The organism is Curtobacterium sp. 1310 (assembly GCF_017834105.1).
GTDB lineage: Bacteria > Actinomycetota > Actinomycetes > Actinomycetales > Microbacteriaceae > Curtobacterium.
The window spans coordinates 140,612-160,586 of record NZ_JAFICY010000001.1; the positions used below are offsets into that span (position 1 = coordinate 140,612).

Here is a 19,975-nt window from a genome sequence, read left to right on the forward strand (position 1 = left end):
CCTCCGTGCGCCCGCACCCGCTGCGCGACCTCGTCGACCCCGGGTGGGCCGAGGCCCTCGCACCGGTCGAGGCCGACGTGCACCGGATGGGCGACTGGCTCCGCGACGAGGTCGCCGCGGGTCGGCACTACCTGCCGGCCGGTGACGTCGTGCTGCGTGCCTTCACGCAGCCGTTCGACGACGTGAAGGTGCTCGTCGTCGGCCAGGACCCCTACCCGACACCCGGACACCCGATCGGACTGTCCTTCGCCGTCGACCCGCACGTGCGACCGGTCCCGCGCAGCCTGGCGAACATCTACCGCGAACTGCACGACGACCTCGGGGTGACGCCCCCGCCGCACGGCGACCTGCGGGCGTGGTCGGAGCAGGGCGTGCTCCTGCTCAACCGGGTGCTGACCGTCGAGGCCGGTGCCGCCGGCAGCCACCGCGGCAAGGGCTGGGAGGCCGTCACCGACCAGGCCGTCCGTGCGCTCGTCGAGCGGGGGAAGCCCCTCGTCGCCGTCCTGTGGGGCGCCCAGGCCGCGTCGGTCCGCCCGTTGCTCGGCGACACCCCGGTCGTGGCGTCGGCGCACCCGTCCCCGCTCAGCGCCTCCCGCGGGTTCTTCGGCAGCCGGCCGTTCTCGCAGGTCGACGCGCTCCTCCGCGAGCAGGGTGCCGACCCGGTCGACTGGACGCTCCCCGCCTGACACCCCTCGTGGTGCGATGGCCCCGGGCGCATCGCAGCCCGTAGGCTCGGACCGTGCTCGAGGAGGAATACCAGCGCCGTCGTGTCCTGCCGCGACACCTGCGTGCGCCCGTGCCCGCCGAGGCGACGTTCTCGTACACGATCCGGGCCGCTGAACCGCGGGACCTGCCGGACGTGCGCGAGATCCACACGCACTACGTCCGGAACTCGTCGGTGACCTTCGACCCGTCGGCGTTCACCTTCGCCCGCTGGAAGCAGCGCTACGACGAGGTGCGCCGGCGCGGGCTGCCGTTCCTCGTCGCCGAGAACCCCTCGGGGCAGATCCTCGGCTACGCCCTGGTCGACCCCTGGAACCCCCGCGACCGGTCGAACCACGTGGTCGAGGACTCGATCTACCTCGGTGCCGCGTCGGGCGGGAAGGGTCTCGGACGGGCTCTCATGGAGGCGCTGCTCGCGGAGTGCCGTGCCGCCGGCGTCCGCGAGGTCATCGCCGTGATCGCCGACCGGCAGGCCGAGGCCTCGATCCGGCTGCACGAGCGACTCGGCTTCGAGGAGGTCGGCCGCATGGGCAAGGTCGGCTACAAGTACGACCGCTGGCTCGGCACCGTCACGATGCGGCTGCGCCTGCGCGGCCCACGGTTGTTCGCGCGCGCCGGGCGCTGACGCGAGCGCTCCGAGGCTGCGCCCTCGTGGCGGTGTCCGACGTGCGCGAGACGCCGGCGTCGGCGCGGAGCGCCCTCGACGTGCGCGAGACGCCGCCCGGATCGCGGCGTCTCGCCACCCGGTCGGCGTCTCGAGCATCCTGCGGCGTCCTGCACGGGTGCGGGCCCTTCGGTGTCGGGCGGCGCCGGGCGGGAGGCGCGTGGCGGGGTCGCCGCGAGCCTCCCGGCTGCCCGATCCTTCCCATGACGTGTGCGATGGCTGGTCGTTCCGGGCGTCCCTGGTGCTCTGGGAACGTCGGGTACGCCCGGTTCTGCCAGGTACGCCCGGTTCCGCCAGGTACGCCCGGTACGTCAGGTACGTCAGGTACGCCCGGTTCCGCCCGGTTCCGCCCGGTACGCCGGGCATCAGGCGCTCGGCGCCTCGGCGATGAACTCGTCACGGGTCACGCGCAGCAGCGCCGTGGCCGCCTCGCCGGCAGCGGCGGCGTCCCCGGCGACCACGGCGAGCGCCACCGCCTCGTGCCGGACCGCGGCGTCGCGGGTCCAGCGGGAGATGGTGTCCCGCGACTCCGACGTCCGGGTCCGCAGGAGTGCCTCGACGGTGCCGGCGAAGTGCGTGAACACGGCGTTGCCCGACCCGGTCAGGAGTGCGCGGTGGAAGCGGACGTCGGCCTCGAGGTAGGCGCGACTGTCCTCCCGACCCCAGGCGTCGAGCATGTCCCGCGCCGCGAGCAGGAGCGCCTGACCGGGCGAGCCGGTGTCGCCGGTCAGCCCGGTGTCGTCGGACGCTCCGGCGTTCCCCGCGACGAGGGCCGCTGCGACGGGTTCGACCCCGAGACGGAGCTCGAGCAGCTCCCGCTGCTGCACGAAGTACGCGGGCGAGGCGCCGCGCCACCGGATGACGGTCGGCGCCAGGAGCTCCCACGACGACACGGGGAGCACCTGCGTGCCGACCCGCTGCCGGGGCTCGACCAGGCCGAGGGACTGCAGGACGCGCAGGGCCTCGCGCACGACGGAGCGGGAGACGCCGGACTCGGATGCGACGAGCTCCGGTCGGACGACGGTGCCGGCGGGCAGCACCCCGTCGACGATGCGCTGGCCGAGGGTCTCGAGCACGTGGGCATGGAGGCCGCGGGCGGTGGTCATCGTTCCTCCGGTCGTGCTCTGCGGGACGGACGGCGCGTGACGGTCCCGTCCCTGTGACGCGGACTCCATCGAAGCGGCAGAATGCGCCGGACGGCGGATGCCGCGCGGCAGATCGCTGTACAGTCTGATTTATCAGATTATTGGGGTGCCCGATCGGACACCCGGGGGCGGCCGCGCCGAGCGGCCGTCCGGAGCGTACGACACGCACACGCACACGAAGGCGACGGAGCCGCGAGGCAGCGGCTCCAGGAAGGGGCACAGATGCCTCACGCACCCACCGGAGGAACCGCGGCGGCCGACGCGGTGCACGGCCTCACGGTCCTGGCCGCGGAGGGTGGCGGCACGCAGACCGTCGACCCGTCCGGTCCGATCGGTCAGCTCATCGTCGCGGCGCTGCTCGGCATCGTGGTCATCATCGTGCTGATCACCTGGCTCAAGGTGCACCCGTTCGTCGCGCTGACGATCGGCGCGCTCGGGGTCGGGATCGGTGCGGGTCTGGCGCCCGACAAGACGGTCACGAGCTTCGGCACCGGCTTCGGGTCGACGATGACGAGCGTCGGCATCCTGGTCGGTCTCGGGTCGATGTTCGGTCGGATGCTCGTCGACTCCGGGGCCGCCGACCGCGTGGTCGACACCCTCGTCCGTCGCTCGTCGAAGGCTGCGCTGCCGTGGACGATGGCGCTCATCGGCGCGCTGATCGGCCTCCCGATGTTCTTCGAGGTCGGCCTGGTGCTCCTCATCCCGATCATCGTGCTGGTCGCGAAGCGCAGCGGTGTCCCGATCATGAAGATCGCGGTGCCCGCCCTGGTCGGCCTCTCCACCATGCACGCCTTCGTGCCGCCGCACCCCGGGCCGCTCGTCGCGGTCTCGACGGTCGGCGCGAACCTCGGCACGACGCTCGCGTTCGGCATCGTCCTGGCGATCCCGGTGATCGTGCTGGCCGGTCCCGTCTTCGCGCGCTTCGCGGCCCGCTGGGTCGACATCCCCGCACCGGACATGTTCGGCTCGCGCGGTTCCGGCACGTCCGGCAGCGGTGGCTCGGGGCCGTCGGACCCCGCGCACGCCGGCCGGGAGGCACGTCGCGGCCCCGCCACGAAGGACACCGCGTCCCTGCCGAACGGCAAGAGCGACTTCACCCGCGTCATCAGCGAACCGCGCAGCCCGTCGTTCGCCGTCGCGCTCGTCGGCATCCTGCTGCCGGTCGTGCTCATGCTCGCCCAGGCGGTCCGCGAGGCGGTCGCCCCCGACGCCGCGGGCGGCTGGGTGTCGCTGCTCGACTTCCTCGGTACCCCGATGATCGCCATCGGGATCGCCACCGTCTTCGCCATGGTCTTCTTCGCGATCGGCGGCGGCATGGACCGGAGCGCCGTGGCGAAGTCCCTCGAGGACGCGCTGCCCCCGGTCGCCGGCGTGCTGCTCATCGTCGGCGCGGGCGGTGGCTTCAAGCAGGTGCTCATCGACACCGGCATCGGCGGGGTGATCGCCGACGCGGTGCAGGAGTCCGGCATCTCGGTCCTGCTCGTCGCGTGGGTGGTGTCCGCCCTCGTCCGCGTCGCCACCGGTTCCGCCACCGTCGCGACCGTCACCGCCGCCGGCATCATGGCGCCGATCGCAGCCGACCTGTCCACGCCGGAGACCTCGTTGCTCGTGCTGGCGATCGGCGCCGGGTCGGTGTTCCTGTCGCACGTCAACGATGCGGGCTTCTGGCTCGTCAAGGGCTACCTCGGCACCACGGTCGGGCAGACGTTCAAGACGTGGACGGTGCTCGAGTGCCTCATCTCGGTCATCGGTCTGGTCGGCGTGCTCATCGCGGGGGTGTTCTTCTGATGGCGGCGACCGACGACGCTCCGGTCGGCACCGACGGCACCGAGCCGCGCGTCCTCGTGGTGATGGGGGTCTCCGGCTCCGGCAAGTCGACGCTCGCCGCGACGGTCGCAGCGCGGCTCGGGTGGGAGTTCGCGGAGGGCGACGACATGCACCCGCCCGCCAACGTCGCGAAGATGGAGGAGGGCACCCCGCTCACGGACGAGGACCGCTGGCCGTGGCTCGGGACGATCGCGGAGTGGATCCGGTCGCACCTGGCCGACGACGCTCCCGGGGTCGTCACCTGCTCGGCGCTGAAGCGCTCCTACCGCGACGTGCTCCGGGCGCCCGGCGTGGTGTTCGTGCACGTCGCCGGCGACCCCGCCCTCGTCGAGCAGCGGATGTCCGCACGGGCCGGGCACTTCATGCCGACGTCGTTGTTCGCCTCGCAGCTCGCGACGCTCGAGCCGCCGCAGCCGGACGAGGCGCACCTGACGGTGTCGGCCGAGCGCTCGCCCGACGAGGAGAGCGCCGACGTCGTGGAGCGCCTGGGGCTCGCCACCGACCGGTGACCGACGTCAGGTGAACCAGATCGCGGTCCCGACCGGCAGCTCTGCCAGCGTCTTCGTCATCGCCGCGGAGATCCGGACGCACCCGTGCGAGCTGCCGTTCGGGTCCGGGTAGTAGTGCAGGGCGGTGAGGGCCGCGTTGCCGCCGTACTGCGGGATGCGTGACGAGTGCGCCCCGGTCAGGATGATCGGGTTGCCCTGCGTGTAGGTCACGCGCGCATCGACGTAGGCGGCTTCGACGTACGTCGCGGTCGCGGTGGGTGTGGGGTCGTCCGGGGTCCCCAGGCGGGCGGGCTCCGACGCCGACACCGAGTCGTCCTGGTGCACGACGGACACCGTCGACGCGGCGACGTCCACGCGGACCATCCGGTCGACCGACGCGATCGAGAAGTCCGACGCACGCGCCCACGCGAAGGTGGCGCTCGGCGCGGTCGGGTCGCCGCCGTCGCCGGGCGTGCGGTTCCGGGCGGGGGTCGACACGAGGACCATGCCGCCGTCCTCCCCGTCCGACCGGCCCCAGACGGCGGTCGCTGCGGGCGTCTCGATCGTGGAGACCGTCGAGGCGAGTGTGGCGACCGGGCGCGCATCCGCCGAGGGGGCGGCGTAGAGCGCGACGAGGCGCTGCTTCGGGGTGGCGATCTGCCACTGGTTGTCCGGTCGGACGGTGCTGCCGTCGAGGAGTTCCGGGACGACGGCGTCGTGGAACGCCAGGGGGAGTGCCGCGAGCTCGGCGTCGGACGCGGCAGCCGGGATCGCGGGCAGCGTCGGCCTCGGTGTCGGCGTCGGGGTGGCCGTCCGGGTCGGCACCGACGTCGCCCGTGTGGCGGTCGTGGCCGCCGGTCCCGGCTGCTGCACGGCCGCGCCGATCCCCACCGCGGCCAGCGTCGCTGCCGCCACCGCGGCGATCGTGATGCCCCAGGTCCTGCGTCGCATGTGTCCCCTCCCGCACCCAGTTCACCAGATCGCGGCCGTGAGCGTGTCTCAGGAGACGCTCGACGGGTCCACCACGGGCCTCCCCGCCGTCCCGTCACACCTCGGTGACGCGACCCGCCTCGACCCGCCAGCGCCGGTCCAGTCGGACGGTGTCGAGCATCCGCCGGTCGTGCGTGACGAGCAGCAGGGTGCCGTCGTAGGACTCCAGGGCCTGCTCGAGCTGTTCGATCGCAGCCAGGTCGAGGTGGTTCGTCGGCTCGTCGAGCACGAGCACGTTCACGCCGCGGGCCTGCAGCAGCGCGAGGCCGGCACGAGTCCGCTCACCGGGTGAGAGCGCAGCGGACGGGCGACCGACGTGCTCCGCCTTCAGCCCGAACTTGGCGAGCAGGGTCCGGACGTCGGCGGTGGTCATCTCGGGGACGAGCTCCTCGAACGCCGCGGCGAGGGGCTGCTCGCCCGTGAACGCCGCGCGGGCCTGGTCGACCTCGCCGATCGCGACGCTGGAGCCCAGCGACGCCGACCCGCTCGTCGGCGCCGTCCGGCCGAGCAGGGCGCGGAGCAGGGTCGACTTGCCGGCGCCGTTCGGGCCGGTGATGCCGATCCGGTCGCCACCGGAGACCTGCAGCGACACCGGCCCGAGGGTGAAGTCGCCCTGCTCGTAGACGGCGTCGGACAGCGTGGCGACGACGGCCGAGGACCGCGGGGCACTGCCGATGGTGAAGGCGAGCTGCCACTCCTTGCGGGGCTCCTCGACCTCGTCGAGCCGGGCGATGCGCGACTCCATCTGCCGGACCTTCTGCGCCTGCTTCTCGCTCGACTCGCTCGCCGCCCGGCGGCGGATCTTGTCGTTGTCGGGGTTCTTCTTCATCGCGTTCCGCACGCCCTGGCTCGACCACTCGCGCTGCGTCCGTGCGCGTGAGACCAGGTCGGCCTTCGTCGCGGCGTACTCGTCGTACGCGTCGCGCTTGTGCTGCCGGGCGATCTCGCGTTCCTCGAGGTACGCCTCGTAGCCGCCGCCGAACAGCCGGTGCGACGACTGCGCCAGGTCGAGCTCGAGCACGGCGGTCACCGATCGGGCGAGGAACTCGCGGTCGTGGCTGACCATGACGGCACCGCCGCGCAGCCCCCGGACGAACTGCTCGAGTCGGTCGAGCCCGTCCAGGTCGAGGTCGTTCGTCGGCTCGTCGAGCAGCACGACGTCGAAGCGGGAGAGCAGCAGGGCGGCCAGCCCGACCCGGGCGGCCTGTCCGCCGGACAGCGCGGTCATCAGCGAGTCCGGGCCGACGCCGGAGCCGTCCGGGGTCGCCTCCAGCCCGAGCTCGGCGAGCACGACGGGCAGCCGCTCCTCGAGGTCGGCGGCACCGGACGCCAGCCAGCGTTCCAGCGCGGTGGAGTACCGGTCGGCCGCTGCGTCGCCGCCGTCCGGGTCGCCCAGGGCCTCGGCAGCACGGTCCATGTCGGCCGTGGCGTCGGCGCAGCCCGTGCGCCGGGCGACGTACGCCGCGACCGACTCTCCGGTGATGCGCTCGTGCTCCTGGGGGAGCCAGCCGACGAAGGCGTCCGGCGGGTTCGTCGACACCGTCCCGGCGAGGGGCTCGTCGACGCCGGCGAGGAGGCGGAGGAGCGTGGACTTGCCCGCCCCGTTCACACCGACCAGGCCGATCACGTCACCCGGGGCGACGGTGAGGTCGAGGCCCTCGAAGAGCGTACGGGCGGCGTACCCGCCGGCGAGGTCCTTGGCGACGAGCGTGGCGGTCATCCGGCAATCGTCCCACGGCCGGGACGGGAGGCGCGGTGCCGGCCCGCACCGCGCCTCCCGTCCGGTGGGGCGTCCGTGCACCCGCTGCTGGCAGGATCGAGCCGTGTCGACGCTCATCGTGACCGCCCACCCGGACCCCGACTCGCTGACGCTCGCCGTCGCCCACCGCCTCGAGGCGGCGCTCGACGCCGCCGGCGCAGGACCCGTCACGGTCGCCGACCTCGCCGCCGAGGGCTTCGACCCCCGGTTCACCGCCGCCGACCGGCACACCTACCGGACGGGGACCGACCCGGCGCCCGACGTCGCGGCCGAACAGGCGCGCCTCGACGGGATCGACCACCTCGTGCTCGTGTTCCCGGTGTGGTGGTGGTCGGTGCCCGCGCTGCTCAAGGGCTGGCTCGACCGGGTGTTCGTGAACGGGTGGGCCTTCGGCGTCGGCGAGGACGGGCGCATCGACCGTCGGCTCGGCCGACTGACGGTGCACCTGCTGCCGATCGCCGGGGACGACGCCGGGGTCTACGAGCGGCACGGGTACGAGCAGGCACTGCGGACGCAGCTCGAGCACGGCGTCGTGGACTTCTGCGGCGCGGCCCGCGGGGCGACGGCGTTCGTCCACGAGTCCGAGCACGAGGACACCACCGTGCGCGAGCGGGCCGTCGCGGCCGCGGTCGGACGGGTCGTCGACGCGGTGCGGGGATGACCCTCGACGTCCGTGCCGTGGTGTTCGACCTCGACGGCACCCTGTTCGACCACGCGGGAGCAGCGGCGCGAGCCGTCGACGACCTCCTCGGCGCGCTCGGTGTCGCCGCGACCGACCGCCTGCGGGCCGCGTGGGCCGAGGCGGAGGAACGGCACTTCGAGCGGTGGCGACGCGGGGAGGTCGACTTCGCCGAGCAGCGTCGAGCCCGGCTCGTCGAGGTCCTGCCCCTCGCCGGGCTCCGGCCACCGCACGACCCGCACGAGCTCGACCTCCTGTTCGGCCGCTACCTCGCCGCGTACCGGGGCGCCTGGCGTCCGTTCCCCGGGAGTGCTCCGCTCCTGCGCGCGGTCCGCGACGCCGACCGGCCCGTCGGTGTCCTGACGAACGGGACCGAGGAGCAGCAGCGCGACAAGCTCGCCGCCACGGGGCTGTCGGACCTCGTCGACGTCGTGTGCACGTCGGAGCGGATCGGGGTGGCCAAGCCGGACCGACGCGCGTTCGAGCGGGTCGCCGACGAGCTCGGCGTGCCGGCCGCCGCGTGCCTGTTCGTCGGCGACGACCCGCAGCGTGACGTCGCCGGGGCACGTGCCGCGGGGATGCGCGCGGTCCTGGTCGACCCGGCCCGCGACGGCGGTGCCGCGGTCCGGTCCTCCGTGCTGTCGGCCCTGCACGGGGCGTCGGGCACCGGACGGCGGTGACCGCCCCCTAGCCCTCGGGGACGGCCACGACGCGGTTCTGGTACGCCCAGACCACCGCCTGCAGGCGCGAGCGCACCCCGAGCTTCGGCAGCATCCGCGCCAGGTGCGACTTCACCGTGGAGACCTCGACGACGAGTGCCTCGGCGATCTCCTCGTTCGACATCCCCTGCGCGAGGAGCAGCAGCACGTCCCGCTCCCGCGCGGTCAGCAGCTCCGAGGCCCGGTCGCCCGTCACCGGCTGCAGGCTCCGCCGCGACACGAACTCCCGCAGCACCCGCCGCGTCAGGCTCTGGTCGATCGTGCCGTTCCCGGCGGCGACCTGCCGCACCGCACCGACGATGACGTCCGGCTCCGCGTCCTTGAGCAGGAACCCGGACGCCCCCGCCTCGAGCGCACCGAACACCAGGTCGTCGAGGTCGAAGGTCGTCAGCACCAGCACCGGCACCGCCGGGTCCGCGTCAGGAGCGCAGAGCTCCCGCGCCACCTCGATGCCGTTCCGGACCGGCATCCGGATGTCGAGCACCGCCACGTCCGGCCGCGTGCTCCGTGCGAGCGTGAGGGCCTCGCCGCCGTCCGCCGCCACGCCGACCACCTCGACGTCCGGTTCGGCCGCCAGGAGCGCCGACACCCCCGCCCGGACGAGCGGCTGGTCGTCCGCCACCAGGACCCGGATCACCGGGTCACCTCGGGCGTCTCGCGTCCGAGTCGCAGCGTCACGACCCAGCCGCCGTCCGGTGTGGTCCCGGTCTGGAGGCGCGCCCCCACCAGGTCCGCCCGCTCACGCATCCCGCGCAGTCCGTTGCCGCCTGCTCCCGGACCCTCCGGGGTCGGCTCGCCCGGTCCAGCGGGAGCGTCCGCGCTCGGCGCGGACACCGCGGGTGCGGCGTTCTCGACGGTCAGCTCCAGGTGGTCGACTGCACGGTCGTCGAGCGTGACCGTGACGACGGCGCCGGGTGCGTGCAGGGCGGCGTTCGCCAGTGCCTCCTGCGCGGTGCGGTAGGCCGCGAGCTGCGCCAGGGGCCCGACGCCCTCGGCGACCTCGTGCGCACCGCGGAGGACCTCGAGCCGCACGTCCGACCGGTACCGGGCACGCTCGACCAGGTCCACGATGCCCGCGACGGTCTCGACGGCACGTTCCGCGGGGGCGTCGTCCCGCAGCAGGCCGACCAGGCGACGGAGGTCCTCGAGCACCGCGGTGCTCTGCTCCCGCACCTGACGGACGCCCTCGTGCGCCGCGGTCGGGTCGGTGTCGATCTGCCGGTCGATGACGGCCGACATGAGGGCGATCCCGGACAGGTGGTGGGCCGCGATGTCGTGCAGCTCCCGCGCCATGGCCGCTCGTTCGCGGGACACGGCTGCGTCGACCCGGGCGTCCTGCTCGCGGACCGCGGCGGAGGCCTCCGCGGTCCGGGCGGCGACCTCGGCGTCCCTCGCGGCCCGGACCTCGCGCCGGGACCGCACCACGAGCGCCACGACGAGCGGGAGCCCGACGGCCCCGATGGCCTGCGTGACACCCTGGGGCAATGCTTCTCCGAGCGCGAGGAGGAACGGTCGACTCCGGTCGAGTCCGCTCAGGACGACCCAGTGCCAGGCGGTGCCGAGCGTCACGAGGACCGCGGCGGCGACGAGCGCCGGCCACAGCCGGACGAGCGGCGCCCGCACGGCGGCGAGGACGACGGCGACGACGACGGGAAGCGCCGTCAGGCCGAACAGGTCACTGCCGCCGGGAATGAGACCGGCCACCACCACCGGGACCGCGGCGCCGGCGACGAGCACCGCGCGCGGCACCCGGCGTGCGGCCAGCAGCGCCGCGGACTGCCCGAGGAGTCCCAGCAGCAGGACGATCCACGGCAGGCTCCCGACAGCCGGGGACGTGAGCGGTCGACCCAGCGTGTCCGGATCGGCTGCATCCAGCGGCGGCAGCCCGAGCAGCAGCGCGAGCGAGACGACGGCGGTGGCGACCGCGACCAGGACGTCGGTGCGGCGCAGGCGACGGTCGCCGTTGACCTCCCGCGCGGTGCGGGGGTCGGCGGCGACGCGAGCCGCACTCGCTTCAGCGGGTGCCATCGTTCGATCCTACGAGGCGGGCGGAGGTCGACGCGGGGAGGTGGTCCGTGCCTCCCGGCCGGCGGTCGTACCCGAGCCGGCCCCGGGTGGCGACCAGCAGGACGGCGGCGGCCACCGTCGAGACGATCGTGAGCCCGTGCATCATCGTGCCCGCGGTCATCCCTGGGTACATGTCCGCCCACAGGGTGGAGATCGTGTTGTTCACGCCGACGTGCAGCAGCAGTGCGATCGGCAGGCTCTCGCCGGTGCGGTTGAACACCCACGTCATCACGACGTTGAACGTGATCGTGAAGAGCGCGAAGACCACCGGCTCCGACCAGTGCGCGTCCGGCCACCCGCCCCAGTCCGACAGGTACAGCGGCATGTGCCACAGCGCCCACAGCGGACCGAGCACCGCGGCGGCGCCGAGCGGTCCGAAGCGGTCCTGCAGTCGGGGGAGGGCGAAGTCGCGCCAGCCGGGCTCCTCCGACAGGCCGGTGGTGAACAGCTGCACCACGAGACCCGGCACGAGGGCGAGCAGGGCGAGGGCGGTCGGCGCCTGGACGTTCCCGCCGGAGAACGGCAGACCCGTCAGGACGATGAGCGCCGGGACGCCGACCAGTGCCAGTGCGTACCAGTACCAGGAGACCCGCCACCGCCAGAGCCGACCGACCCAGCGCCGCAGGCCCGGACGGCCGTCGGCGAGGGCGGTCACCACGAACGCACCGCCGAGCGGGCCGAGGAGCGCGCCGGGCAGGATCCCGGTGAACTGGGCCGTGCCGAGGAACTCCGGGAAGTGCAGGTCCCACACGCCCAGGCCGTGCGGGCTCAGGATGTAGGGCACCCACGCGAGCCAGCTGAGGCCGAGCGCCAGGGTGGCGAAGGAGGCGAGCGGGTGCCGGGACACCACACCCCGGACCCCCGTCGCACGGGGTGCAGCGGTGCCGGCTCCGGGCCGGACTTCGGTCGTGTTCGTCATGACACCGACGCTAGGGAGGACCGTTCGTCGGGACGACCGGCGGAGGGATGCACCACCGGGAGTTCCACCGAAGGATGCAGGTGACGGACGGGGCCGGACGCCCGTGCGTAGCGTCGGGTGCATGACCAGCACCACCGTCCTCGTCGCCGGCGCCACCGGGGACCTCGGCTCCCGCATCGTCGACGCGCTCCTCGCGGCCGACCCCGACGTCCGGATCCGAGCACTGAGCCGCTCGGCCACCGGGCCCGCGGCCGACCGGCTCACCGCACGGTCCGACCGTGTCTCCGTCGTCAGCGCCGCCTACGACGACCACGACGGACTCGTGACGGCGCTCGCCGGGGTCGACGTCGTCGTCTCGGCGGTGAGCGGCACCCGCTCCGTGGTCGTCGACGCACAGACCGCGCTGCTCGCCGCGGCGGTCGACGCCGACGTCCCGCGGTTCGTCCCGTCGGACTACTCGGCCGACTACCGCGCGATCACCCCCGGGACGAACCGGAACTTCGAGCTGCGTCGCGAGTTCGCCGCGACACTGGACGCCGCACCGATCCGGGCGACCTCCGTGCTGAACGGCGCGTTCACCGACATGCTCACCGGACAGGCCCCGATGATCCTGTTCGACCGTCACACCGTCCTGTACTGGTCGTCCCCGGACCAGGTGCTCGACTTCACCACGAAGGACGACACCGCCTGGGTCACCGCGCGCGTCGCCCTCGACCCCGACGCACCGCGGGTCGTCGAGGTCGCCGGCGACCGGGTCACCGCCCGGCGCGTCGCCGACACCCTCTCGCGGCTCACCGGCACCCGGTTCCGCACGCAGTGGGCCGGGACCTCCGGGACGCTCTCCGCGATGGCACGCGTCGGACGACGGCTCTCGCGGGCCGACGACGCGGAGCCGTTCCCCGCCTGGCAGGGGATGCAGTACTTCGTCAGCATGTTCAGCGGCGAGGCCGAGCTCCACCACGTCGCGAACGACCGCTACGGGCCGCACGACTGGACGACGGTGCGGGACGTGCTCGCCGTGCACCTGCAGGCCTAGGCTCGGGGACCGTGTTCGAACTCCACCACCTCTCGGCGCAGGAACTCTGGGACTGGATCCGCCGGGGGGACGCGACCGCGCTCGAGGTGACCGAGCACTACCTCGCCCGCATCGAGCGGCTCGACCCGTCCCTCGGGGCGTTCGTGGCCGTCACCGCCGACACCGCACGCGAGCACGCGGCGCGACTGGGGACGCTCCTCCCGACCTCCCGGCCGCTCTGGGGCCTGCCCACCGCCGACAAGGACCTGTACGACCGCGCCGGTGTGCCCACCCGGCACGGCTCCGCCGCGCTGCCGGTGACACCCGCGACCGCCGACCACCCCCTGGTGGCGGCGCTCGCCGCAGCGGGGACGGTGAGCCTCGGCAAGACGACCTCACCGGAGTTCGGCATGTCGTCGTCGTCGGAGACCCGCATCGGTACCACCCGGAACCCGTACGACACCACGCGGGCGCCCGGAGGATCGTCGAGCGGCACCGCCGTGGCCGTCGCCGCCGGACTCGTGCCCGCGGCCGTGGGGACGGACGGCGGGGGATCGGTGCGCATCCCCGCCGCCGCGACCGGTCTCGTCGGACTGAAGCCGAGCCGCGGCCGGGTCCCGTCGATGCCCGGTCGGTCCGGCCTCGGCGGGCTGAGCGTCGCCGGGCCGATCACGCGGAACGTCGCCGACGCCGGGATGCTCCTCGACGCCCTGGTCGCACCGACCGGGCTGCCCGAGCCCTCGCCGTACGCGCTGGTCACGCCCGACGTCGGGGACGGGCCCTTCACCGCCGCTGCGGTGCGCGGCGAGGGGCGGTTCGTGGTCGGCGTGCTCGACGGTTCGCCGTGGGACGACACCGTCGACGTCGTGGTCGACCCTGCCGCCCGGGCAGCGGTCGACACCGCCGTGCGGGTGCTCGGCGAGGTCGGGCACGGGGTCGAGGACGTCGCGATGCCCCGGCTGCCGTACGCCGAGGCGTTCCGGGTGGCGTGGGAGTCCGGCGCTGCGGGGCTGCCCCGCGTGCCCGGCATCGATCTGTCCGCGCTCACCCCGCTGGTGTCGTGGCTGGTGGAGCGCGGACGTGCGCTGACCGCGACGCAGGTGCTCGACGCGATGACGACGCTCGACGCGTTCTCGGCCGGGCTGATCCGGACGTTCGCGCCGTACGACGCCGTGCTCACCCCGACGCTGGCGCTGACCCCGCGGCCGATCGGCTGGTACGGGGACGACCCCGAGGAGGACTTCCGGCGGCAGTGCGCCTACTCGCCCTGGACCTCGATGGCGAACGTGTCGGGGCTGCCCGCGATCACGCTGCCGGTCGGGGTGACGGACGACGACCACCCGGACGGGGCGGGCCTACCGATGGGTGTGCAACTCATCGGACGGCCGGGCGGGGAGCGCGTGCTGCTCGCCATCGGGGCGCAGCTCGAGCGGCGGCTGCGGTGGCAGCGGCGGCACCCGGCGACGTGGTGACGCCGGGCTGACGCGGACTGGTCACCGGCGTCGGCGCGTCGCGACTGCGACGATGCGCACGTCGATCGACGCGTGCGATGTCGCGGCTCGGGAGGATGGCGCGACATCGTGGTCGTCGTACGACAGCGCATCTGTCGTCCTGACCGGAGCCCGGTCGCGGCTGTCGGGCCGAGCGACACCGTGGTCGTCGTACGACAGCGGAAGTGTCGCATCGCCCACTCCGCCCGCGCGACGCCCGCCGACCGACCCCCACCGACGCCGACCGCCGACGATGACCGCCGACGACGCCGACCGCCGACGCCGACCGCCGCGCCCCTACGGCAGCGTCGGCGCCGCGGCCACCAGTGCCCGCGTCACCGGGTGGCGCGGGTCGTCGAGCAGCGACACCGGCCCCTGCTCCACGATCCGCCCCTCGGAGAGCACCGCCACGGTGTCGCACAGCCGCTGCACCACGCCGATGTCGTGCGACACGAGCACGAGCGTCAGCCCGAGGTCGTCGGCGAGCGAGCGGAACAGGTCGATCACCCGGGCGCGGACGACCACGTCGAGGGCGCTCATCGGCTCGTCCCCGAACAGGATCCGCGGGGAGTGCACCACCGCACGGGCGATCGCGATGCGCTGCCGCTGCCCGCCGGAGAACTCGTGCGGGTACCGGTCGGCGGCGTCGGCGGGCAGGTCGACGCGCTCCAGGACCGAGGCCACGAGCGCGCGGTGGTCACCCGGTAGCTGCAGCGCACGGAGCGGCTCGGCGACGATCGCGCCGACGCGCATCCGCGGGTCGAGGGACGCGTACGGGTCCTGGAACACCACCCCGGTCTCGCGACGGAACCAGCGCATCGCGGCCGCGGAGGCCGACGCGACCACGGGACGACCGCCGGCCGTCACGGAGCCCGCGGTGGGTGCCTCCAGGCCGGCGAGCAGCCGCACCAGCGTCGACTTGCCGGAACCGGACTCACCGACGATGCCGAGCCGCGCCCCGGAGGCGACCGTCAGGTCGACCCCGTCGACGGCGGTCCGCACCGGCCCGGGTTCGAAGGGGCCACGGCGTGGCAGGCGGTACGTGCGGTGGAGGCCGCTGGCGTGCAGCGCGTCGGTCATGCGGGGCCTCCGGTGCGGCGGGCGGTGGCGCGGGCGGCGTCGACGAGGGCCGCCGTCGCCGGGTGCTGCGGGGCGTCGAGCAGCGACCGCACCGATGCCTGCTCGACCACGCGGCCGTGATCGAGGACGACGGCGGTGTCGGCGATGCGGGCGAGCACCGCGAGGTCGTGCGTCACGAAGAGCATGCCGGTCCCGCGCTCGGTCGAGAGCCGTTCGAAGAGCTCGAGGATCCGGGCCTCGGTGGTGACGTCGAGCGCGGTCGTCGGCTCGTCGGCGACGAGGTAGGCGGGGGAGCCGGCCATCGCCATCGCGATGCAGATGCGCTGCCGCTGCCCACCGGACAGCTGGTGCGGGTACTGGCGGAGCAGCGCGGCGGGGTCGGGCAGTCCGACGGCGTCGGCGAGTGCGACCGCGGCGGTGGCGGCCGCACGGCGGTCCAGCCCACGGTGCAGTCGCAGCGGTTCCGCCACCTGCGCACCGACCCGGCGGAGCGGGTCCAGGGCGGTCGCGGGCTCCTGGAACACCATGCCGATGCCGGATCCGCGGTGGCGCGCCCGGTCCCGATCGCGCATCCCCACGAGCTCGGTGCCGTCGAGGCGGATGCTCCCGGTCACCTCGGCCCCCGTCGGTTCGAGGCCCATCAGGGCGAGCGAGGTCATCGACTTGCCGGATCCGGACGCGCCGATCACGCCGACGCGTCGGCCGGGAGGCACGGTGAACGTCACGTCGTCGAGCACCGTCCGCCCCGCGATGCGGACCGTCAGTCCGGTCACCTCGAGACCGTCGCGTCCGGTCCGGTGGTCGCTCACGCCGTCACCCCCGGGGTCGTCGTGGTGGCGTCCGGTGCGCGTCGGTCTGCGCCCGGGGCGTCGGTGGCCGGGTCGTCGTCGGTCGGCTCGCCGGGGGCCGGGTCGTCGTCGGTCGGGGTGCCCGTTGCAGCCGGCGTGCCGGTGGCCGCTCGGTCGCCGGTGGTCAGGCGCGGGTCGGTCGCGTCGCGCACCGCGTCGCCGAGCAGCGAGAGTGCGGCGACGACGAGGGCGATCGCGGCGCCCGGCCAGGTCGCGCTCCACGGGTGCACGCCGATGTACGTCTGCAGGTCGGCGAGCAGGTTGCCCCACGACGCCGTGTCCGACCCCGCGCCGTAGCCGAGGTAGGAGAGGCCGGCCTCGGCGAGGACCGCCGTCGCCATCGCGAGCGAGAGCTGCACGGTGAACAGCGGCGCCGCGTTCGGCACCAGGTGGCGGGTGAGCACGCCGAGGGGCCCGACGCCGGAGGCCCGTGCGGCGACGACGTAGTCGCTCCGGGCGATGCGGCGGATCTCACCACGCGCGACGCGGGCGATCGTCACGCCGAACGACAGCCCGACGCTCACCACCACGACGCCGAGCGACCCCCCGAACACCGCCGTCAGGAGCATGGCGGTCAGCAGCGTGGGGAACGCGACGAGGATGTCGAGGAGGACGGCGGTGCCCTCGCGGACCCACCTCGTGGTCAGCGAGCCGATCGCCGTCAGGACGATGCCGACCAGGCTCGCGACGACGCCGGAGCCGACCGCGACGAGCACGGTCGTCCGGGTACCGGCGAGCAGGTAGCTCGCGATGTCCCGCCCTGCGGCGTCGGTGCCGAACCAGTGCGCGGGGCTCGGTGCCGCCCACTGCCGGAAGGGGTCGGCGCGGAACGGGTCCTGGGGCGTCCACACGAGGGACACCGCGGCGAGCACGACGAGGAGCGTCAGCACGACGACGGCGAAGCACCCCGTGGGTCGGGCGAGCAGACGGCGGATCACTCGCCCACCTCCCGCTGCCGGGGGTCGAGCGCACGGTGCACGACGTCGACGGCGAAGCCGACGACCAGCACCAGGCTCGTGAGCACGAGGAGTTCCGACTGCACCTTCGTGACGTCGCGTCGTCCGACGTCGGTCACGAGCATCCGTCCGACCCCCGGGAGCGAGAAGAGCTGCTCGACGACGACGGCCCCCACCAGCAGGCCGGCGATCTGCACGCCGAGGACGGCCAGCACGGTGAGCGCCACCGACGGCAGGCCGTGCCGCAGGAGCGCCCGCGTCCGGGTCAGGCCGATCGCCGCCGCGGTCCGGACGTGGTCGGCGTCCAGGACCGTGAGCGTGGCGGAGCGGGTGAACCGCAGGATCACGGCACCCTCGACGGCGCCGATGGTGAGCGCGGGGAGCACGAGCGACGAGAACGCGCGACCGGGTTCGTCCCACCCGTCGAGCGGGAAGCCCTGCGTCGGCAGCCAGTGCAGCGTGACGGCGAACAGCGCGATGAGGAGCATGCCGGCCCAGACCACGGGGACCGCCGCGACCGCCTGTGCGACGAAGCCGATCACCGCACCGCCGGCCCGACGGCGCAGCACCGCGGCGAGCACCCCGAGCGGGACGCCGAGCACGAGGGCGGCCACGAGCGACATCCCCGCGAGCGGCAGCGTGACGGCGAGCTTCTGCGCGATCTCCGGACCGACGGCGCCGTTCGTCACGAGCGACCGGCCGAGGTCACCGCGGAGCACACCGCCGATCCAGTCGAGGTACTGCACGACGACCGGCCGGTCGAGGCCGAGCTGCTGCCGGAGCTGCTCGACCTGGGCCGGCGTCGACTGGGTGCCGGCGACGATCTGCGCGACGTCGCCGGGCAGCACGCGCAGCGTGGCGAACACGATGATGCTCGCCACGAGCAGGCCGACGACGAGCAGCAGCAGTCGCCCGACGAGGAACCGGGTCACGCGTCCGATGCTACGGGGGCGGCGGCGCGAGCCCGGAGCGCAGCGCCGGACGGGCGCCCGGCGACCGGCCGGACCGTGTCGCCGGACCTGCGCCCGGCGACCGGCAGGGCAGTGGTCACCGGACGGCCAGTCCGGCCAGGTCGAGCCGCGAGTTGCCGCCGTCGACCGGGAACCCGGTCACGCCCTTGCGCACGGCCGTGATCTCCGTCGCGGTGTACAGCCACTCGCCGGCGGCGTCCTCGCTGACGATGCGCGCAGCCTTGCGGAGCGCCTGTTCCTTCTCGGTCTGCGAGGTCGCGGCGATCGACTCCGCGTAGAGCCGCTGCACCTCGCGGTTGTCGTACCCGAAGTAGTAGTCCGGGTTCGCCCAGTTGCCGAAGTCGCGGGCCTCGACGTGGTCGACCACCGAGAGCTGGAAGTCCTTCTTCGTGAAGACCTGGTCGAGCCACGTCGCGAAGTCGACCCGCTCCACCTTCAGGGTGATGCCCACGTCGGCGAGCTGCGACTTCAGCACGTCACCGATCGTCGCCGGGTAGACGTTGGCGTAGGTGAGGGTCAGGTCCAGGTCGGTCTTCCCCGCCTCGGCCAGCAGCTTCTTCGCGTTGTCGGGGTCGTACGCGTCGATGTCGGTCAGGTCCTCGTACCCGGGGTCGAGCTCGGGGATCGGTCCGCCCTGCTCGACGCCCGTGCCGCCGATGGCCTTGATGAGCGCCTTCGGGTCGATCGCCTGCCGGATCGCCCGGCGCACCCGCTCGTCGGTGAAGGGCGCCTGGGCGTCGTTGAAGGCGAGCGTGTACTTGTCGGTCGTCTTCCCGCGGTGCAGCTCGATGTCCGGGTTGCCCTGCAGCTGGCCCTGCAGGGTGCCGTCGACGGGGTTCAGCACGTCGAGGTCGCCGTTGGCCATCGCGTTGACGGCGGTCGACGGGTCGGTGATGTACCGGAACACGATCTTCGCGACCTTCGGCTCGGTGCCCCAGTAGTCGTCGTTCCGGCTGAAGGTGAGCGAGTCGCCCTGCTTCCACGCCGACACCTCGTACGGTCCGGTGCCGTTGGCGCTGTCGGAGAGGTCGTTCGTCGCGGCCTGCTCGAGCACGAGTCCGGCGCGGCCGGTCAGGTTGAAGAGCAGATCGGAGTCCGGCGCCTCGAGCTGCAGCTCGACGACCCCGTCCGACGGGGAGCTGATCGACGAGACGCCCGCCAGCTTGGCGGAGTCCACGTAGGACGCGTTGTCCTTCGCCTGCTGCAGCGACCAGACGACGTCGGCGGCCGTGACGGGCTTGCCGTCCTGGAAGGTCGTGCCGTCGCGGAGGGTGAACGTGTACGTCTTCCCGTCCGACGAGACCTCGTGCTTCGACGCCAGCACGTCGCGGATCTCCCCGTCCGCCGTCCGGCCCACCAGGCCCTGGTACACGTTGTCGATGAGCACCTGGTCGAGCGCGGCACCGGACTGCGTGCGGATGTCGAGGCTCGTGGGCTCGAGCACGAGGCCGACGCGCACGGTGGCGTCGTCGCCACCGCTGCTGCTGTCGGAGCCCGAGCAGGCGGTGAGCGTCAGGGCCGAGGCGACGGCGACCGCGGTGGCGGCCAGGGCGACGCGTGCTGCACGGCCACCGCGGCGGGGGAGGAGCGGACTCATGGGTTGTGGGTTCCTTCCGGGCGCGTGGGGCGACGGTC

General features: G+C 73.9%; 19 protein-coding genes. 8 read left to right on the plus strand and 11 right to left on the minus strand.

Annotated elements, in window-relative coordinates; genetic code table 11:
• The first annotated feature begins 5 nt into the window (after nucleotides 1-5).
• Both JOD95_RS00640 and JOD95_RS00645 read left to right on the plus strand, forming a co-directional pair.
• Nucleotides 6-686: a uracil-DNA glycosylase gene (locus JOD95_RS00640; protein WP_209682308.1), complete on the plus strand. Its 681-nt coding sequence runs from the start codon at nucleotides 6-8 to the stop codon at nucleotides 684-686.
• A gap of 53 nt (nucleotides 687-739) precedes the next feature.
• Nucleotides 740-1,348 (plus strand): GNAT family N-acetyltransferase, encoded by a 609-nt coding sequence (locus JOD95_RS00645; RefSeq protein WP_209682310.1) that lies wholly within the window; start codon nucleotides 740-742, stop codon nucleotides 1,346-1,348.
• Nucleotides 1,349-1,752: 404 nt separating this feature from the next.
• Here JOD95_RS00645 and JOD95_RS00650 read toward each other — a convergent pair whose 3' ends face one another.
• Nucleotides 1,753-2,493: a FadR/GntR family transcriptional regulator gene (locus JOD95_RS00650; protein WP_209682313.1), complete on the minus strand. Its 741-nt coding sequence runs from the start codon at nucleotides 2,491-2,493 to the stop codon at nucleotides 1,753-1,755.
• Between the two features lie 261 nt (nucleotides 2,494-2,754).
• Between JOD95_RS00650 and JOD95_RS00655 the strand changes: the two genes are divergently transcribed.
• Both JOD95_RS00655 and JOD95_RS00660 read left to right on the plus strand, forming a co-directional pair.
• Entirely contained in the window at nucleotides 2,755-4,320 is a 1,566-nt protein-coding gene (locus JOD95_RS00655; RefSeq protein WP_245171048.1) for a GntP family permease, read from the plus strand.
• Nucleotides 4,320-4,868, plus strand: coding sequence for a gluconokinase (locus JOD95_RS00660; RefSeq protein WP_209682317.1), 549 nt, complete (start codon nucleotides 4,320-4,322; stop codon nucleotides 4,866-4,868). Before JOD95_RS00655 ends, JOD95_RS00660 begins: the two co-directional genes overlap by 1 nt.
• A gap of 6 nt (nucleotides 4,869-4,874) precedes the next feature.
• Here the strand turns inward: JOD95_RS00660 and JOD95_RS00665 are convergent, their stop codons facing one another.
• Together JOD95_RS00665 and JOD95_RS00670 are read right to left on the minus strand one after the other, a co-directional pair.
• Complete coding sequence (locus JOD95_RS00665) at nucleotides 4,875-5,798, minus strand: L,D-transpeptidase (RefSeq protein ID WP_209682320.1); 924 nt, start codon at nucleotides 5,796-5,798, stop codon at nucleotides 4,875-4,877.
• Nucleotides 5,799-5,892: 94 nt separating this feature from the next.
• The gene (locus JOD95_RS00670; RefSeq protein ID WP_209682322.1) at nucleotides 5,893-7,557 is read right to left on the minus strand and encodes an ABC-F family ATP-binding cassette domain-containing protein; all 1,665 of its coding nucleotides are present in this window, start codon (nucleotides 7,555-7,557) and stop codon (nucleotides 5,893-5,895) included.
• 103 nt (nucleotides 7,558-7,660) lie between these two features.
• Between JOD95_RS00670 and JOD95_RS00675 the strand changes: the two genes are divergently transcribed.
• Nucleotides 7,661-8,257 carry an NAD(P)H-dependent oxidoreductase gene (locus JOD95_RS00675; protein WP_209682324.1) on the plus strand — a complete coding sequence of 199 codons (597 nt, stop codon included), beginning with the start codon at nucleotides 7,661-7,663 and terminating at the stop codon, nucleotides 8,255-8,257.
• Entirely contained in the window at nucleotides 8,254-8,955 is a 702-nt protein-coding gene (locus JOD95_RS00680; RefSeq protein WP_209682327.1) for an HAD family hydrolase, read from the plus strand. The genes JOD95_RS00675 and JOD95_RS00680 overlap by 4 nt, the downstream gene beginning before the upstream one ends.
• 7 nt (nucleotides 8,956-8,962) lie before the next feature.
• On the opposite strand, the gene JOD95_RS00685 is transcribed toward JOD95_RS00680, so the two are convergent.
• The 3 genes from JOD95_RS00685 to JOD95_RS00695 are packed head-to-tail and all read right to left on the minus strand — an operon-like array spanning nucleotide 8,963 to nucleotide 11,980.
• Complete coding sequence (locus JOD95_RS00685) at nucleotides 8,963-9,631, minus strand: response regulator transcription factor (RefSeq protein ID WP_066654682.1); 669 nt, start codon at nucleotides 9,629-9,631, stop codon at nucleotides 8,963-8,965.
• Nucleotides 9,628-11,022, minus strand: a complete 1,395-nt coding sequence (locus JOD95_RS00690; RefSeq protein ID WP_209682330.1) for a sensor histidine kinase — start codon at nucleotides 11,020-11,022, stop codon at nucleotides 9,628-9,630. Before JOD95_RS00690 ends, JOD95_RS00685 begins: the two co-directional genes overlap by 4 nt.
• Nucleotides 11,009-11,980: a CPBP family intramembrane glutamic endopeptidase gene (locus tag JOD95_RS00695; RefSeq protein ID WP_209682333.1), complete on the minus strand. Its 972-nt coding sequence runs from the start codon at nucleotides 11,978-11,980 to the stop codon at nucleotides 11,009-11,011. The genes JOD95_RS00690 and JOD95_RS00695 overlap by 14 nt, the downstream gene beginning before the upstream one ends.
• A gap of 121 nt (nucleotides 11,981-12,101) precedes the next feature.
• Here JOD95_RS00695 and JOD95_RS00700 point away from each other — a divergent pair, with 121 nt between their 5' ends.
• On the plus strand, nucleotides 12,102-13,016 hold the full coding sequence (locus JOD95_RS00700) for an NmrA family NAD(P)-binding protein (RefSeq protein WP_209682336.1): 915 nt from the start codon (nucleotides 12,102-12,104) through the stop codon (nucleotides 13,014-13,016).
• A gap of 11 nt (nucleotides 13,017-13,027) precedes the next feature.
• On the plus strand, nucleotides 13,028-14,467 hold the full coding sequence (locus tag JOD95_RS00705) for an amidase (RefSeq protein ID WP_209682339.1): 1,440 nt from the start codon (nucleotides 13,028-13,030) through the stop codon (nucleotides 14,465-14,467).
• A 315-nt stretch (nucleotides 14,468-14,782) separates the two neighbouring features.
• Here JOD95_RS00705 and JOD95_RS00710 read toward each other — a convergent pair whose 3' ends face one another.
• The 5 genes from JOD95_RS00710 to JOD95_RS00730 all read right to left on the minus strand — a co-directional run bounded on the left by JOD95_RS00710 (nucleotide 14,783) and on the right by JOD95_RS00730 (nucleotide 19,937).
• Nucleotides 14,783-15,565: an ABC transporter ATP-binding protein gene (locus tag JOD95_RS00710; protein ID WP_209682341.1), complete on the minus strand. Its 783-nt coding sequence runs from the start codon at nucleotides 15,563-15,565 to the stop codon at nucleotides 14,783-14,785.
• A complete protein-coding gene (locus JOD95_RS00715; protein WP_209682344.1) occupies nucleotides 15,562-16,374 on the minus strand; it encodes an ABC transporter ATP-binding protein in 813 nt (270 codons plus the stop codon). Before JOD95_RS00715 ends, JOD95_RS00710 begins: the two co-directional genes overlap by 4 nt.
• Complete coding sequence (locus JOD95_RS00720; protein WP_271826016.1) at nucleotides 16,371-17,351, minus strand: ABC transporter permease; 981 nt, start codon at nucleotides 17,349-17,351, stop codon at nucleotides 16,371-16,373. Before JOD95_RS00720 ends, JOD95_RS00715 begins: the two co-directional genes overlap by 4 nt.
• Nucleotides 17,348-18,301, minus strand: coding sequence for an ABC transporter permease (locus JOD95_RS00725; RefSeq protein ID WP_066654670.1), 954 nt, complete (start codon nucleotides 18,299-18,301; stop codon nucleotides 17,348-17,350). Before JOD95_RS00725 ends, JOD95_RS00720 begins: the two co-directional genes overlap by 4 nt.
• Nucleotides 18,302-18,416: 115 nt before the next feature.
• Nucleotides 18,417-19,937, minus strand: coding sequence for an ABC transporter substrate-binding protein (locus JOD95_RS00730; RefSeq protein ID WP_209682347.1), 1,521 nt, complete (start codon nucleotides 19,935-19,937; stop codon nucleotides 18,417-18,419).
• Between the last annotated feature and the right edge of the window lie 38 nt (nucleotides 19,938-19,975).